This is a genomic window from Agromyces sp. NPDC058064 (assembly GCF_042885275.1).
Classification (GTDB): domain Bacteria; phylum Actinomycetota; class Actinomycetes; order Actinomycetales; family Microbacteriaceae; genus Agromyces.
The window spans coordinates 838,381-853,411 of sequence record NZ_JBHVSE010000001.1 but is presented as its reverse complement, the minus strand read 5'-3'; the positions used below and the strand labels follow the sequence as shown (position 1 = coordinate 853,411).

Here is a 15,031-nt window from a genome sequence, read left to right as displayed (position 1 = left end):
TTCAGCCCTTGCCGGGGTGGACGGTGCCGCACTTCGGGCACGTCCGACCCTCTTCGCTCTCGTAGAACTCGCGGAAGACGGGCGGCAGGTCCTCGACGATGTCGCGCACCTGGAGCTCGACCTCGTGCACCTTCTCGTTGCAGTTCGGGCAGAACCACGCGAACTTCTCGAGCGTGCCCTCCTCGCGGATGCGCTCGATGACGATGCCGATCGAGCCGGCCTCGGGGCGCTGCGGCGAGTGGTACACATTGCCGGGCAGCAGCCACATCTCGCCCTCGCGGATGTCGATGCGCTGCGGGCCGTCCTCCGTCTGGATGTTGACGTGCATGCTGCCGCGGTACTGGTAGAACCACTCCTCGTACGGGTCGAAGTGGAAGTCGGTGCGCTGGTTCGGACCGCCGACGACCTGCACGATGAAGTCGTTCATGGGGATGAACGCCTGCTTGTTGTTCACCGGCGGCTTGAGCAGGTGCTCGTGCTCCTTGATCCAGGCCGGGAAATCGATCACGGGTGGGATGGTGGTCATTTCTTCTCCTCCTCGAGAGTGGTGGTGCTGGGAACGGGGGAAGCATCGGGGCGCCGTGCGATCGCCTGGATCTCGATGCGCAGGTGCGGGTGCGGCAGCTGGTGGACGGCGACGGTCGTGCGGGTCGGCCCGCCCTCGTCGAAGTACTCGGCCCAGACCGCGTTGTAGCCGGCGAAGTCGTTCATGTCGACGAGGTAGCTCGTCGCCTGCACGAGGTCGTCGAGCCCGCAGCCGGCCTCGGCGAGGATGGCGCGGAGGTTCTCGATGACGGCGCGGGTCTGCACGGCGATGTCGAGCCGGGTCGCACCGAACTCGTCGGCCTCGGCGCCCGCGATCGTGTTGTCGGGCCGGCGGCTCGACGTGCCCGAGACGAACACGAGGTCGCCCGATAGCTTCGCGTGCGGGAACCGCCCGCGGGGGGTCGCCTTGCCGGCGACGAGGATGCCACGGGTCTCGCTCATGACGCGTCCTCCTGCCGTTCGGGGGCTGCACCGGGCTCGACGCGGAACGACACCCGGCCGAGACCGGCGATCGTCGCCTCGATGAGGCCGTGCGGCGGCAGCGGCACGGCGGCGGTCGCCGCGCCCGCGAGCAGCACCGTGCCGGCGCGCAGCGCGAAGCCGTGCTCGCGTGCGAGACGGCGGGCGGCGGCGAGCGCGCGGGCGGGGTCGCCGAGGATCGCGGCGGTCGACCCGGCCTGGGCGAGCCGCCCGCCGAGCTCGAGCCGTACGGCCCGGTTGTCGAGCGGGCCCGCCTCGGCGGGGGTGCGCCACGGGCCGATCGCGTACGCGGCGGCCGAGGCGTTGTCGGCGACGACGTCGTCGAGGCTGAACCGGAAGTCGCGGTAGCGGGAGTCGATCACCTCGAGCGAGGGCGCGACCGCGGCGATCGCGACGGCGGGGTCGAGCTCGTCGTCGGAGGAGCCGTCGAGGTCGGCGCCGAGGAGGTACGCGACCTCGGGCTCGACCCGCGGGTGGATCGCCGCGCGGGGGTCGAAGGCGCCGCCGTCGGCGACGCGCATCGCGTCGGTCAGGGTGCCGATGATGACGTCGTCGACGCCCATCTGGGCGGCCTTCGCGCGACTCGTGAATCCGAGCTTCACGCCGGTGACGCGCTCGCCGCGGGCGACGCGGCGGGCGACGAGCGCGTGCTGCGCGGCATAGGCGGTGCCGAGGCCGATGACCTCGCCCGCGTCGAGCCGCGAGATCGGCGACGCGGTGCGCTGCGCCCGGTCGAGCGCGGCGGCGAAGGCGGACGCGGCGGTCATGCGGCGTCCCCGTCCGCGCGGGCCGCGCCCGCGGCGTCGGCGTCGCGCGCGGCGACGAGGTCGAGGGCGACGTCGATGATCATGTCCTCCTGGCCGCCCACCATTCGCCGGCGGCCGAGTTCGACGAGGATGTCGCGGGCGTCGAGCCCGTGGCGCTCGGCGGCCCGCTCGGCGTGCAGCAGGAAGCTCGAGTACACCCCGGCGTAACCCAGCGTGAGGGTTTCGCGGTCGACGCGGACGGGCCGGCGCTGCAGCGGCCGCACGAGTTCCTCCGCGGCATCCTGCAGGGCGAAGAGATCGCAGCCGTGCCGGAAGCCGAGCAGGTCGGCGACGGCCACGAACGCCTCGATCGGGCAGTTGCCGGCACCCGCCCCCTGGCCCGCGAGCGAGGCGTCGACGCGGAACACGCCGTGCTCGACCGCCGTGACGCTGTTCGCGACGCTCAACGACAGGTTCTCGTGCGCGTGGATGCCGATCTGGGTCGCCGGGTCGAGCACCTCGCGGTAGGCATCGACCCGCTCGGCGACGCCCTGCATGGTGAGGCGGCCGCCCGAGTCGGTGACGTAGACGCAGTGCGCGCCGTACGACTCCATGAGCCGCGCCTGCTCGGCGAGGCCACGGGGGTCGTTCAGGTGGCTCATCATCAGGAACCCCGAGACGTCCATGCCGTGCTCGCGGGCCCAGCCGATGTGCTGGGCGGCGACGTCGGCCTCGGTGCAGTGCGTCGCGACGCGGACGCTCTGCACGCCGAGGCCGCGGGCGCGTGCGAGGTCGTCGATCGTGCCGATGCCGGGAAGGATGAGCGTCGTCAGCTTCGCGCGGTCGAGCACCGAGGCGGCGGCCTCGATCCACTGCCAGTCGGTGTGCGCGCCCTGGCCGTAGGCGACGCTCGAGCCGCCGAGGCCGTCGCCGTGGGCGACCTCGATGGCGTCGACGCCCGCGGCCTCGAGGGCGCGCGCGATGTCGCGGACCTGATCGAGCGTGTAGCGGTGGGCGATCGCGTGCATGCCGTCGCGGAGCGTGACGTCCTGGACGTAGATCGTCGGCCCGGTCGCTGCGGCGGCCGGGACGGCGGTGGCGGTGGTCGCGTCGGCGATCATGCTGCGGCTCCGTTCCGTGCGGCGACGAGTCGCTCGGCCGTGCGCAGCGCCGCCGAGGTCATGATGTCGAGGTTGCCCGCGTACTCGGGCAGGTAGTGGCCGGCGCCCGCGACCTCGAGGAGGACGGTGACGCGGGTGCCTCGGAAGGGGCGGTCGAGCGCCGGCACGTAGGCCTCGTCGACGCGGTCGAACTGCACCTCCTGCTTGAGGCGGTAGCCGCCGACGTAGCCCTGCACCTCGGCGACCATCGCGGCCACCGAGTCGCGCACTGCGCCCTCGTCGAGCGCGGCCGCGCCGGCGCTGCCGTCGGCCGGGTCCTCGACGAGGCAGTACACCGTGTCGCGCATGATGAGCGGCGGCTCGGCCGGGTTCAGCACGATGATCGCCTTGCCGCGCTCGGCGCCGCCGATCACCTCGAGGGCACGGGCCGTCGTCTCGGTGAACTCGTCGATGTTCGCCCGCGTGCCGGGGCCCGCCGAACGCGACGAGATCGACGCGACGATCTCCGCGTACGCCACCGGCGCCACCCGCGAGACGGCCGCGACCATCGGCACGGTGGCCTGGCCGCCGCACGTCACCATGTTGACGTTCGTGGCCTCGAGCTCGTCGCCCAGGTTCACGACTGGCACGACGTAGGGGCCGATCGCCGCAGGGGTGAGGTCGACCATGAGGCGCCCCAGGTCGCGCACGATCGCGTCGTTGCGCGCGTGGGCGCCCGCAGAGGTCGCGTCGAAGACGAGCTCGACGTCGGCGAACTCGGGCATGGCGACGAGCCCGTCGACGCCCTCGTGGGTCGTCGCGACCCCGAGCCGGCGCGCACGGGCGAGGCCGTCGGAATCGGGGTCGATGCCCGCCATCGCGGCCACGTGCAGCGTCGACGAGAGGCGCTTGACCTTGATCAGGAGGTCGGTGCCGATGTTGCCCGAACCGATGATGGCGACGGCGGTGGTCATGCTGCGGCTCCTTCGAGAGCGGTCGTGGTGAAGTCCGCGCGCACCTCGCCGAGCCCGTCGAGTCGGGCGTGGAAGACGCCCGCGCCCGCCGCGACCATGGGCCCCAGCGCACCCGAGAGCACGATCTCGCCGGCGCGGAGCGGCCGCCCGTGCCGGGCGACCTCGCGTGCGAGCCAGGCGACGGCGATGACGGGGCTGCCGAGGCACGCGGCACCCGACCCGGTCGAGACCGGCTCGCCCTCGTGGTCGAGGCGCATGCCGAGCCCGGCGAGGTCGAGCCCCTCGATCCGGCGCGGGGTGGTGCCGAGCACGATCGCCCCGCTCGAGGCGTTGTCGGCGATCGTGTCGGTGATGCGGATGTCCCAGCCGGCGATGCGCGAGTCGACGACCTCGATCGCCGGCAGCACGAACTCGGTCGCGGCGAGCACCTCGGCCACGTGCGTGGTGGGGGAGTCGAGGTCGCGGCCGAGCACGAAGGCCACCTCGGCCTCGACGCGCGGCTGCAGGAAGCGCGCGAGGTCGATCGGCTCCCGGTCGGCGAACACCATGTCGTCGAGCAGCACCCCGTAGTCGGGCGTGAACACGCCGAACTGCGCCTGCACCGCCGGCGAGGTGAGGCCGATCTTGCGGCCCACGATCCGCCGGCCCTCGGCGAGCCGGCGGGCGATGCCGAGCGACTGCACGGCGTAGGCCGCGTCCTGGTCGGTCTCGCCGATGAGCTCGCGCACGGGCGAGCAGGCGAGGCCGTCGCGGGCCGCCGCGTGCAGCCGCTCCTCGGCCGCGTGCAGGGCCGCCGCGTTCGCCGTCGCGCCGCTCACAGCTGCACGCACACGTTCGTCGGCTCGGTGTAGAACTCGAGCGAGTGGGTGCCGCCCTCGCGGCCGATGCCCGAGAGGCCGACGCCGCCGAAGGGGCTGCGGAGGTCGCGCAGGTACCAGGTGTTCACCCACGACATGCCGACGCGCATGCGCTGCGCGACCCGGTGCCCGCGGGTGAGGTCGCTCGTCCACGTCACGGCGGCGAGCCCGTAGTCGGTGTCGTTCGCGAGGGCGATCGCCTCCTCCTCGGAGTCGAACGGGATGAGCGCGGCGACGGGGCCGAAGATCTCCTCGCGCACCGTGCGGTGCGAGTTGTCGAGGCCGGTCCAGAGGGTCGGCTCGATCCACGAGCCGCCGTCGAGGCCGTCGCCGAGCGTCGGGATGCCGCCGCCGGCGAGCACCGTCGCACCCTCGGCGACGGCGAGGTCGAGGTAGGAGCGCACCTTCTCGCGGTGCGCCTGCGAGATGAGCGGGCCGGTCGTGGTCGCGGGGTTCTCGGGCCGGCCGAGGCGCAGCCGCCGCGCCTGCTCGGCGAGGCCCGACGCGACGTCGTCGAAGACCGCGCGTTCGACGTAGATGCGCTCGGTGCAGAGGCACACCTGGCCGGTGTTGAGGTAGGTCGAGCGGGCGAGGCCCGCGACGGCGGCGTCGAGGTCGGCGTCGGCGAAGACGACGGCGGCGTTCTTGCCGCCGAGCTCGAACGACACGGGGCGCACCCGCGGGGCGACGGCGCGCATGATCGTCGAGCCGGTCGAGGACTCGCCGGTGAAGGTCACGCCGTCGATGCCCGGATGCTCCGTGAGGAACGCCCCGGCCGAACCCGCGCCGAAGCCGTGCACGACGTTGACGACGCCGGCCGGCAGCCCGGCTTCGGCGAGGATCTCGGCGAGCATGGTCGCCGACGACGGGGTCTCCTCCGAGGGCTTCACGACGACGGTGTTGCCCGCGGCGAGCGCCGGGGCGAGCTTCCAGGTGAGCAGGAGTAGCGGGAGGTTCCACGGCACGATGACCGCGACGACGCCGAGCGGCTTGCGCACGGCGTAGTTCAGAGCCCGGCGCCCGTCGGGCAGCTCGGTGAGGAACGAGTCGAGCCCGGCCGCGGCGACCGTGTCGGCGAAGGAGCGGAAGTTCATGGCCGCACGCGCGACGTCGAGGTCGCGGGCGAGGGTCTCGGGCTTGCCGGTGTCGCCGACCTCGGCCGCGACGAGCTCCTCCGCCCGGCGGTCGATGACGTCGGCGATGCGCCGCAGCAGGCGGGTGCGTTCGATCACCGACATGCGGCCCCACGGCCCGTCGAGCGCGGCCCGTGCGGCGGCGACGGCGCGGTCGACCTCGACCCGGCCCGCCTCGTGCACCTGCCCGACGAGCGACCCGTCGACGGGGTCGAGCTTGTCGAAGCCGCGGATGCCGTCGACGAACTCGCCGTCGATGAAGTTGCGGATCTGGCGGGGCGCGCGAGGCGTCGGCTTGGTCGGCAGGGCGAGCGTCGCCGGTGACGTCGGGGAGGACATGGCTTCAGGTTAGGAAGCGGGCGGGATGCCGACAAATGCCATCTTGCCGCGCTGCCATGCCTGTTCGGCTATGGTTCCGTTGCATGAGCACTGACCGCCTCCTCGATGGCCGACTCAAGATCCGGCACCTCGTCCTCGTCACGACCATCGCCGACGAGGGCACGCTCGTGCGGGCCGCCGAGGCGCTGCACATCACCCAGCCCGTCGTGACCCGCGGGCTGCGCGAGGTCGAGGACCTGCTCGGGGTGCCGCTGTTCGAGCGGCTGCCGCGCGGCGTCACGCCCACGGAGTACGGCCGGCCGTTCATCGAGCGCGCGAGGTCGGTGCTCGCCGAGCTGCGCATCGCGGGGGAGGAGGTGCGGCTGCTGCAGTCCGGCCAGCTCGGCACCGTCACGGTCGGCACGCACCTGGCCGGCTCGAACCTGCTGCTGCCCAGGGCGATCGCGGGGCTCAAGGCCGAGCATCCGCGCCTCACCGTCGTCGTCCGCGAGGGCACGCCCGACACCCTCCAGCAGCTGCTGCTCGCAGGCGACCTCGATCTCATGGTCGGCCGTCTCTCGTCGAGCGTGCCGGTGCGGCTCGAGCAGGAGCGGCTGCACCTCGAGCCCATCCGGCTCGTGGCGCGGGCGGGGCATCCGGTGCACCAGGGCCCGACGACCGCGCTCGCCGAGCTCGTGCGCTACCCGTGGATCTTCCCCCTCGCGCAGACGGCGCTGCGCGCCGAGCTCGAGGCCGTCTTCTTCCACGAGGGCCTGCCGCTGCCGGCCGACCGGGTCGAGTGCACCTCGATGCTCACACTCCGCAACCTCCTCGTGTCGACCGACGTCATCGCGGCGCTGCCGATGTTCATCGCCGTCGACGACCGCGAGCTCCGCATCCTGCCGACCCCGCTGAGCTCGATCCGCCGCGCGGTCGGCGTCACGCGGCTCGCCGACCGCGCCCCGTCGGCCGCGTCCTCGGCCCTGCTCGAGCACCTCCGGGTCGAGGGAGCACGCCTCGCGGAGTTCGAACGCGAGCACGCCGAGCGCGAGGCGCAGCAGATCGGCCGGTATGCCTGAACGGTCATGGCTGCGAGCCGAATAGATATTGGACGGCATCGCAACTTCTGGCGACGCTGATTGGGACGACGCACCGCGTCGAGACGATCTCAGTTCCAGCTGCCAATGGAGGCGACATGGCCGGCTCACCGTACGTTCCCCACGCGAAGAAGTACCGCCCCGAGGACTTCCAGCGAGTGGCCGGCGAACCGAGCGACCCCGAGCCCGGCACCTGGGGCATGCAGCCCGACGGCACCTTCCTGCCGCCGGCCTCGACCCCGTCGGTGCCGCGCGACGTCTTCGTCGACTGGCCCGGCCAGCTCGACTACCGCGACCCCGAGACCTACGCGCTCAACGCGACGGCCGAGGCGTTCTACCCGATCGTCGTGAACACGAGCCACTCGTGGCAGTGCATCTACGACTGGGACGACCGCCGCCTCATGCTGCACTACGGCGGAGGCAACCACTGGAAGCTCTACGACATCACCGACCCGCGCGACCTCACCGTCGTCGACGAGGAGCAGTGGGGCTGGGACGACCCGCGGCCGCAGTTCGGCGCCACGACGGTGCAGTGGAACGAGCAGCTCGGCAAGCACATCGCGATCCAGGCATCGGAGACGCCGCGCTACTTCCTCAAGGGACGCGTCGCGAACAAGTGGACCGACGACACCGTCGAGGGCCAGCTGCTCGAGTGGGAGGGCCTCCGCGGCTTCCGCACGTTCGAGATGAACGGCCCGAGCCCCCGCGACTGGACGCTCATCACCGAGGTCTCGACCGACCCGAACCACGGGCCCGACGAGATCCAGGAGGGCAACGGCGTGCTCGACCTGCCCGTCTACTACGGCGACAAGTACCTCTTCGTCGCGACGGCGCCCGACAACACCTTCACGAACCAGCCGTACAAGACGACGCTGTGGGCCGCGGGCCACGCCGCCTACGACGTGAGCGACCCCGCGAACCCCGAGCTGCTCTCGACCTGGTGGGTGCCCGGCACCCGCGCAGGCGAGGAGCAGGACTCGGAGTACCTCGAGGGCAACGACCGGTGGAACAACAAGACGAGCTGGTTCGGCTCGCGCATGGGCGTCTTCATGCCCCGCTCGGTCGAGTCGGGCTACCGGTACGCGTACGCGGCCCAGGGCGGCCAGGGCTTCTTCGTGCTCGACGTCTCCGACCCGGCGAACATCCACCACGTCGGCTGGTGCGCCCTGCCCACGAGCGTCGCCGGCACCGAGGGCGACAACGTCGACACGACCCAGGTCGAGGAGACCGGCTACGTCTACGTCTCGGGCTACCCGATGAACACCGACTGCTACGAGCCGGCCAAGGAGATCTACCAGATCGACGTGAGCGACCCGACGCAGCCGAAGGTCGTGCGCACGCTGCCCCGACCCGTGCCGCCCGCCGAGGCGAAGTTCACCGACTGGGCGCAGCGCCGCGGCTCGTTCGGGCCGAAGCGCTCGGGCTACTTCACGAACACGGGCACCCCGCACGGCGGCGTCGTCCCCTACGCGTTCTACGCGGCCGGCCTGCAGATCTTCGACGTGCGCGACCCCGAGGACCCGAAGGTCGGCGCGTACTTCGTGCCGCCGATGGGTCTCAAGGACGACGACGACCTGGCCGCGCCCGTGCACGGCATCTTCGTCGAGTGGGACCGCAACCTCATCTGGCTCTTCGCGAACCACGGCATCTACGCCGTCTCGACCCCGCTCCTCGGCGACCCCGTCGTCGGGCTGCCGGGCGGGTCATCCGCCGCGAACTGAACCGAACCGACCCCCGGCCGTGACCTGCCCCTGCGAAAGCCGACCATGAACCAGACCGCCAGACCGTGGCCCGCCCTCTGGGCGCTCGTCATCGGGTTCTTCATGATCCTCGTCGACACGACGATCGTGTCGATCGCGAACCCGGCGATCCTCGCCGACCTCGACACCGACCTCACGGCGGTGATCTGGGTGACGAGCGCCTACCTGCTGGCCTACGCGGTGCCCCTGCTCATCACGGGGCGACTCGGCGACCGCTTCGGGCCGAAGCGGGTGTACCTCGCCGGGCTCGTGGTGTTCACCCTCGCGTCACTGTGGTGCGGCCTCTCCGGCGACATCACGACCCTCATCGCGGCCCGCGCCGTGCAGGGGTTCGGCGCCGCGCTGATGACGCCCCAGACGATGGCGGTCATCACCCGCGTCTTCCCGCCGAACCAGCGCGGCGCCGCGATGGGCCTCTGGGGGTCGGTCGCGGGCGTCGCGACGCTCGTCGGGCCGATCCTCGGCGGCGTGCTCGTCGACTCGCTCGGCTGGCAGTGGGTCTTTTTCGTGAACATCCCCGTCGGCGTGGTGGCATTCCTCGCCGCGTGGCGGCTCGTGCCCGACCTCGAGACGCACGCGCACCGCTTCGACTGGCTCGGCGTCGCGCTGAGCGCCGTGGGCATGTTCCTCCTCGTCTTCGGTATCCAGGAGGGCGAGACGTACGACTGGGGCGTGATCGTCGGACCGATCACGGTCTGGGGCCTCATCGTCGCCGGCCTCGTCGTGCTCGCGGGCTTCGTCGTCTGGCAGGCGTTCAACAAGGCCGAGCCCCTCCTGCCGCTGGGCCTCTTCCGCGACCGCAACTTCTCGCTCTCGAACGTCGCGATCTCGCTCGTCGGCGTCGCGATGACGACGATGCCGCTGCCGCTCGCGTTCTACTTCCAGGTGGGGCGCGGGCTGACGCCGACGCAGGCGGCGCTCATGCTCGTGCCGATGGCGGTCGTCTCCGGCGTGCTCTCACCCCTCGTCGGCCGCTTCAGCGACCGGATCGACCCGAAGTGGGTCGCGCTCGCCGGGCTGTCGCTCTCGGCGCTCGCGCTCGGCTGGTACAGCCTGCTGATCGGGCCGGATGTCCCGTACTGGCTGCTGCTCCTGCCCTCGGCCCTGCTCGGGTTCGGCATCTCCGGCGTCTTCGCCCCGCTCGCCTCGACGGCGACGCGCAACCTGCCCCGGGCGCAGGCCGGCGCCGGAGCGGGCGTCTACACGATGACCCGCCAGCTCGGCTCGGTGCTCGGATCGGCGGCGATCGCCGCACTCATGAGCGCCACCCTCGCGGCGCAGCTGCCGGGCTTCACGGCCGAGGAGCTCGCGCCGGGCGCCGGCGGAGCGCTGCCCGAGGCGGCGGTCGGCGGGTTCTCGACGGCGATGGCCCAGTCGCTCTGGCTCGCGGTCGGCGCGTTCGCGCTCTGCGCGCTCGTCGTGCTCTTCTTCGCCAGGCCGAAGGTCACGGTCGGGTGGGGCGACACGCGCGAGGCCGGTGCCGCCGGCCGCGACGGAGTGCCGGCCGAGGCGGTCGAGCGCTGATGGCCGCCGCGACGCCCGGGCGGGGCATCCTCGCCGTTCTATCGGATCCAGAATACAAAAATCGCCAAGGAGCGGACACATGAGTGCAGCAAGCGGAGGCGGCCGGCTCGTCGTCGACGGCCTCGAGAAGCAGTACGAGCTCGACGGCGGCCCCGTGCCCGTCGTCAAGGGCGTCAGCTTCACCATCGAGCCGGGCACCTTCACCTCGCTCCTCGGGCCCTCGGGGTGCGGCAAGACGACGACGCTCCGCTGCGTGGCGGGGCTCGAGACGAGCAACGGCGGGCGCATCACGCTCGACGACAAGGTGCTCTCGACCGGCACCGAGCACATGCCGCCCGACAAGCGCGACGTCGGCATGGTCTTCCAGAACTACGCGATCTGGCCGCACATGACGGTCTTCGCCAACGCGGTCTTCCCGCTCCAGGTCTCGGGCGGCAAGCTGCCGAAGAAGGAGGCGCGCGCCCGTGCCATGGAGGCGCTCGAGCTCGTGCAGCTCGACGCCTACGCGAACCGGCCGGCCACCGCCCTCTCAGGCGGCCAGCAGCAGCGCCTCGCCCTCGCCAGGGCGCTCGCGCACCGGCCCCGGCTCCTGCTGCTCGACGAGCCCCTCTCGAACCTCGACGCCAAGCTCCGCGACACGATGCGCAACGAGCTGCGGAGCCTCCAGCAGCGCCTCGGCATCACCGCCCTCTACGTCACGCACGACCAGTCCGAGGCGCTCTCGATGTCGGACCGCGTCGCCGTGATGAACCAGGGCCGCATCGTGCAGGAGGCCTCGCCCCGCGAGCTCTACTACCAGCCGGCCGACCGCTTCGTCGCCGACTTCGTGGGGCGGGTCAACATGATCCCCGCCGTCGTGCGCGAGCGCGGCGGCTCGGGCGAGGCGTTCGTCGAGGCCTTCGGCACCCGGCTCGCGACCCCGTGCCCCGACGGCATCGGCCTCGGCGACGAGGTCACGGTCACGTTCCGCCCCGAGAGCGTCCGCTGGCACGAGACGGCTCCCGACCGCCCCAACGTCCTGCCCGCTCGCGTCGTGCGCGTCGAGTTCCTCGGCGAGATCGTCGAGGTCGAGGTCGAGGTGCTCGCCGGCGAGACCGTCGTCGGCACGATCGTCGCCCGCGGAGCCCCCCTCGACTCGCCCGCCAACGGCAGCGAGATCTTCATCGAACTCGCCCCGCACGCCTGCCGCGTGCTCGCCCACTAGCGCTCCACCGTCGCCGAGAGGCCCGCCCCACCCGTTCCACCGCACCGTCCCACCCCGCTCCACCCACCCGAGATCCACGTCAGAGAGGACACCCGGATCATGAAGTCATCCACAGCCCGCAGCGGCCTCATCGCCCTCGCGGCGAGCGGCATGCTGCTGCTCAGCTCGTGCAGCACGCCCTCCGGCGCATCGGAGCCCATCGAACCCTCGGGCGACGCCGCGCAGGCCGGCGCCTGCGACGCCGTCGAGGTCGGCCCCGTCACCCGATGCGAGAACTTCTACGAGGACATCTGGCCCGCGATCGACGAGCAGATGGACGCCCTCTACGAGCAGGCCAAGGAGACCGACGGCGGCCGCCTCGTGATCTGGGACTGGTACGAGCTCTCGCCCGAGGTCATCGCCGAGTTCAACAAGAGCTACCCCGACCTGAAGATCGAGACGCAGGGCCTCACCTACAACCTGTCGTCGGCGATCATCTCGGCGAAGGCCACCGGCGCCCGCAACACCGACGTGATCTCGGGCTCGATCGTCTCCTCGGCGGCGATGACCGACGAGGGCTACTGGGCCGACGTCGACTGGGCGAAGTTCGGCGTGCCCGAGGAGTTCCTCACCCTCGGCTCGACCGGCATGCTGCCCGACAGCATCAACGGCTCGCTCATGCAGGTCAACACCGAGAAGATCGAGGCCCCGGCCACGCTCGAGGGGCTGCTCGACCCGCAGTACACGGGCAAGGTGTCGGTCGCGAGCTACAACGCGAACGTGTTCTCGGGCGTCGGCATGGCCGACGGCGAGGAGGCCATGGTCGACCTCATCGGCGAGCTGAAGTCGTCGGGCACCCTCCAGGTGCTCGAGGACCAGGACTCGCCGCTCTCGAACGGCGACGTGCCGATCGCGCTCGGCCAGACCCTGTTCAACCCGAACCCGGCCCTCACCGTGCAGCCGTACGAGAACGGTCCCGTCTTCGCCCAGTTCTCGGGCGTGAACGTCGACGCGAAGAACCAGGCCGGCGGCATGCTCTGGGTGCTCTGGAACGCCTTCAACCCCGAGTGGCTGAACCTGCGCATGACCGACGAGCAGTTCTCTACCACGCAGGTGCCGTACGCGGGCCTGCCGTCCTCGGTCTTCGAGGAGGCGACCGGCCTCATGAAGACCAACGCGGACGCGCTGCTCGAGGGCCTCGAGGGCACGACGAACATCGAGTCGCCCGAGAACCGCGACGACTGGATCGCGATGATCAACGCCGCCGACGCGGCACTGAACGGATAAGACATGTCGACGGCAGGACGGACCACGGACACCGGGCGCACCCGCCCGACCGGAATGAAGATCGCGACGATCGTCGCCGGAGCGGTGATCACCCTCCTCCTCGCGATCCCGCTGGCCGTGCAGGTCATCACGGCGTTCCGTGGTCCGTTCCTGCCGTTCGGCGTGTCGAGCGCGAAGTGGTCGGTCGACAACTTCGTCACTCTCTGGGAGCTGCGCGAGGACTTCTGGTCGGTGCTCGGCTCGACCGCCGTCTTCGTCGGCGGCTCGACGATCATCTCGCTGCTGCTCGCCTTCGGCCTCGCGTGGGTCACGGTGCGCACCGACATCCCGTTCAAGCGGGTGATCTCGGTGCTCGTCGTGGTGCCGTTCATCATCCCGCCGATCGTCAAGGCGCAGGCGTACCAGCTCATGCTCTCGCCCGAGTCGGGCGTGCTGAACCAGCTGCTGCGGCTGCTGCCCGGCGACCTCGTCATCGACCCCTACTCGTTCGCGACGATGACGGTCGTGCAGTCGCTCACGAACGTGACGTTCCCGTTCCTCATGATCGTGCCGATCCTCACCTCGATGGACGGCTCGCTCGAGGAGTCGGCGCGGGTCTCGGGCGCCTCGTGGGGCCAGACCCTGCGCCGCGTCACCCTGCCGATGCTGTGGCCGGGCCTCCTCGGCGTGGCGGTGCTCACCGGCATCCTCGGCCTCGGCAGCCTCGAGATCCCGCTGCTGTTCGGCCAGGAGGCGGGCAAGAACATCTTCGCCCTCAAGCTCTGGAACCTCATCAGCGCGGGCGCCGGCGAGCTGCCGCAGTACGGGCTCGCCGCGGCGTGGGGCTGCGTGTTCCTCGTGATCACGACGATCGCCTTCGTCATCTACCTCCGGGCGACGCGCAGCGCAGAACGCCGCGCCTCGATCTCGGGCAAGGGCTTCCGGCCGACGATCATGAAGCTCGGCGGCTGGAAGGCGCCCGTGCTCCTCGCGATCCTCGTCTTCGTGCTGCTCACCGCGATCCTCCCGATGTTCGCGCTGCTCTGGTCGGCGATCACCCCGTACCCGATCGCGTTCTCGTTCGACGCGCTCGCCACGCAGACGCACTTCACCGCCTTCGGCGAGGTGCTCGCCGACGGCGAGTTCTGGGCCTCGCTCGGGCGCACGCTCCTCATCGCCGGCGCCAGCGCCACGATCGCGTGCGTCGCGGCGACCGTGCTCGCCTACGGCATCGCGCGCGGCCGGCGCACGCCGGGGTCGAGGGCCATGGACCTCTTCGCCTCGTCCTCGGTCGCGATCCCTGCGGTCATCGCGGGCTTCGCGATGTTCCTCACCTTCCTCGTGATCAACCCCGTCATCCCGCTCGCGGGCACCATCGCGGCGCTCGTGATCGCCTACTCCTACCGGGTGTCCATCGCGTACCGCTCGGGCTACAGCGCGACCCTGCAGATCCGCAAGGAGCTCGAGGAGGCGGCCGTCGTGAGCGGCGCGAGCCCGCTCGAGGGCTTCCGCCGCGTGGTGGTGCCGCTGCTGATGCCCACGGTCTTCGCCGTGTGGATCCAGATGTTCATCCTCGGCACGAACGAGTTCACGCTGCCGGCGTTCCTCGCGACGCCCGAGTCGCGGCCGCTGTCGGTCTACATGTACGCCATGATCAGCCCGCGCTCGGCGCAGCTCTACCAGCCCGATCAGGGTGCGGCGATGGCGCTCATCTTCACGCTGCTCGTGTTCCTGATCGGCTACGGCCTGCAGTGGGCGGTGTCGCTGCGTGCGATCGGCCGCGCGCGGCGGCGCTCGGCGATCCCCGGGCTGGGCGCCCGGCCCGCCGCCGTGCCGAACGACCCGCCGGCGCCCGCGACGCGCGCCGTCGCGGCGCAGGAGATCGAGCAGAAGGAGTTCGCCGGCCGCTGACCCACCCACCCCGCCACCCCGTCCCCGGCTTCTGCAGGAGATTGGGCGCCATGGTCGCCTGTGAGGGCGTCTCGCGTCAATTCTCCTGCAGAAGCCGTTGTGTTGTACGCGATGTCCAAGAAGTGGATGCTTCGTG

13 protein-coding genes are annotated in these 15,031 nt (G+C 71.5%); 6 read left to right on the top strand and 7 right to left on the bottom strand.

Annotation, left to right across the window (positions count from 1 at the left end):
- Position 1: 1 nt before the first annotated feature.
- From ACFVSL_RS03960 to ACFVSL_RS03930, 7 genes are read right to left on the bottom strand one after another with little or no spacing between them, the layout of a single operon-like run.
- A complete protein-coding gene (locus tag ACFVSL_RS03960; RefSeq protein ID WP_386938685.1) occupies positions 2 to 526 on the bottom strand; it encodes a 3-hydroxyanthranilate 3,4-dioxygenase in 525 nt (174 codons plus the stop codon).
- Entirely contained in the window at positions 523 to 987 is a 465-nt protein-coding gene (locus ACFVSL_RS03955; protein WP_386938684.1) for a RidA family protein, read from the bottom strand. Before ACFVSL_RS03955 ends, ACFVSL_RS03960 begins: the two co-directional genes overlap by 4 nt.
- On the bottom strand, positions 984 to 1,793 hold the full coding sequence (locus ACFVSL_RS03950) for a 2-keto-4-pentenoate hydratase (RefSeq protein WP_386938683.1): 810 nt from the start codon (positions 1,791 to 1,793) through the stop codon (positions 984 to 986). The genes ACFVSL_RS03955 and ACFVSL_RS03950 overlap by 4 nt, the downstream gene beginning before the upstream one ends.
- Entirely contained in the window at positions 1,790 to 2,893 is a 1,104-nt protein-coding gene (gene dmpG, locus ACFVSL_RS03945) for a 4-hydroxy-2-oxovalerate aldolase (RefSeq protein WP_386938682.1), read from the bottom strand. The genes ACFVSL_RS03950 and dmpG overlap by 4 nt, the downstream gene beginning before the upstream one ends.
- A complete protein-coding gene (locus ACFVSL_RS03940; protein WP_386938680.1) occupies positions 2,890 to 3,846 on the bottom strand; it encodes an acetaldehyde dehydrogenase (acetylating) in 957 nt (318 codons plus the stop codon). The genes dmpG and ACFVSL_RS03940 overlap by 4 nt, the downstream gene beginning before the upstream one ends.
- The gene (locus ACFVSL_RS03935) at positions 3,843 to 4,664 is read right to left on the bottom strand and encodes a 2-keto-4-pentenoate hydratase (RefSeq protein WP_386938678.1); all 822 of its coding nucleotides are present in this window, start codon (positions 4,662 to 4,664) and stop codon (positions 3,843 to 3,845) included. Before ACFVSL_RS03935 ends, ACFVSL_RS03940 begins: the two co-directional genes overlap by 4 nt.
- Complete coding sequence (locus tag ACFVSL_RS03930; RefSeq protein ID WP_386938677.1) at positions 4,661 to 6,175, bottom strand: 2-hydroxymuconic semialdehyde dehydrogenase; 1,515 nt, start codon at positions 6,173 to 6,175, stop codon at positions 4,661 to 4,663. The genes ACFVSL_RS03935 and ACFVSL_RS03930 overlap by 4 nt, the downstream gene beginning before the upstream one ends.
- A gap of 83 nt (positions 6,176 to 6,258) precedes the next feature.
- On the opposite strand from ACFVSL_RS03930, the gene ACFVSL_RS03925 reads away from it, so the two are divergent.
- The 6 genes from ACFVSL_RS03925 (at position 6,259) to ACFVSL_RS03900 (ending at position 14,895) form a co-directional block, all read left to right on the top strand.
- Positions 6,259 to 7,233 carry a LysR substrate-binding domain-containing protein gene (locus ACFVSL_RS03925; protein WP_386938675.1) on the top strand — a complete coding sequence of 325 codons (975 nt, stop codon included), beginning with the start codon at positions 6,259 to 6,261 and terminating at the stop codon, positions 7,231 to 7,233.
- Positions 7,234 to 7,349: 116 nt separating this feature from the next.
- Positions 7,350 to 8,972 carry an LVIVD repeat-containing protein gene (locus tag ACFVSL_RS03920; protein ID WP_386938674.1) on the top strand — a complete coding sequence of 541 codons (1,623 nt, stop codon included), beginning with the start codon at positions 7,350 to 7,352 and terminating at the stop codon, positions 8,970 to 8,972.
- Between the two features lie 45 nt (positions 8,973 to 9,017).
- A complete protein-coding gene (locus ACFVSL_RS03915; protein WP_386938672.1) occupies positions 9,018 to 10,535 on the top strand; it encodes a DHA2 family efflux MFS transporter permease subunit in 1,518 nt (505 codons plus the stop codon).
- 79 nt (positions 10,536 to 10,614) lie between these two features.
- Complete coding sequence (locus tag ACFVSL_RS03910) at positions 10,615 to 11,739, top strand: ABC transporter ATP-binding protein (protein ID WP_386938670.1); 1,125 nt, start codon at positions 10,615 to 10,617, stop codon at positions 11,737 to 11,739.
- 99 nt (positions 11,740 to 11,838) lie between these two features.
- A complete protein-coding gene (locus tag ACFVSL_RS03905; RefSeq protein ID WP_386938669.1) occupies positions 11,839 to 13,005 on the top strand; it encodes a hypothetical protein in 1,167 nt (388 codons plus the stop codon).
- Positions 13,006 to 13,008: 3 nt separating this feature from the next.
- Positions 13,009 to 14,895: an ABC transporter permease gene (locus ACFVSL_RS03900; RefSeq protein ID WP_386938668.1), complete on the top strand. Its 1,887-nt coding sequence runs from the start codon at positions 13,009 to 13,011 to the stop codon at positions 14,893 to 14,895.
- Positions 14,896 to 15,031: the final 136 nt, after the last annotated feature.

What these genes read in the sequence shown, in the direction of transcription:
- dmpG (WP_386938682.1), bottom strand. Translation starts at nt 2,893, where the DNA reads ATGATCGCCGACGCGACCACCGCCACCGCCGTCCCGGCCGCCGCAGCG.
- ACFVSL_RS03950 (WP_386938683.1), bottom strand. Translation starts at nt 1,793, where the DNA reads ATGACCGCCGCGTCCGCCTTCGCCGCCGCGCTCGACCGGGCGCAGCGC.
- ACFVSL_RS03920 (WP_386938674.1), top strand. Translation starts at nt 7,350, where the DNA reads ATGGCCGGCTCACCGTACGTTCCCCACGCGAAGAAGTACCGCCCCGAG.
- ACFVSL_RS03900 (WP_386938668.1), top strand. Translation starts at nt 13,009, where the DNA reads ATGTCGACGGCAGGACGGACCACGGACACCGGGCGCACCCGCCCGACC.
- ACFVSL_RS03940 (WP_386938680.1), bottom strand. Translation starts at nt 3,846, where the DNA reads ATGACCACCGCCGTCGCCATCATCGGTTCGGGCAACATCGGCACCGAC.
- ACFVSL_RS03960 (WP_386938685.1), bottom strand. Translation starts at nt 526, where the DNA reads ATGACCACCATCCCACCCGTGATCGATTTCCCGGCCTGGATCAAGGAG.
- ACFVSL_RS03955 (WP_386938684.1), bottom strand. Translation starts at nt 987, where the DNA reads ATGAGCGAGACCCGTGGCATCCTCGTCGCCGGCAAGGCGACCCCCCGC.
- ACFVSL_RS03905 (WP_386938669.1), top strand. Translation starts at nt 11,839, where the DNA reads ATGAAGTCATCCACAGCCCGCAGCGGCCTCATCGCCCTCGCGGCGAGC.
- ACFVSL_RS03930 (WP_386938677.1), bottom strand. Translation starts at nt 6,175, where the DNA reads ATGTCCTCCCCGACGTCACCGGCGACGCTCGCCCTGCCGACCAAGCCG.
- ACFVSL_RS03915 (WP_386938672.1), top strand. Translation starts at nt 9,018, where the DNA reads ATGAACCAGACCGCCAGACCGTGGCCCGCCCTCTGGGCGCTCGTCATC.
- ACFVSL_RS03910 (WP_386938670.1), top strand. Translation starts at nt 10,615, where the DNA reads ATGAGTGCAGCAAGCGGAGGCGGCCGGCTCGTCGTCGACGGCCTCGAG.
- ACFVSL_RS03925 (WP_386938675.1), top strand. Translation starts at nt 6,259, where the DNA reads ATGAGCACTGACCGCCTCCTCGATGGCCGACTCAAGATCCGGCACCTC.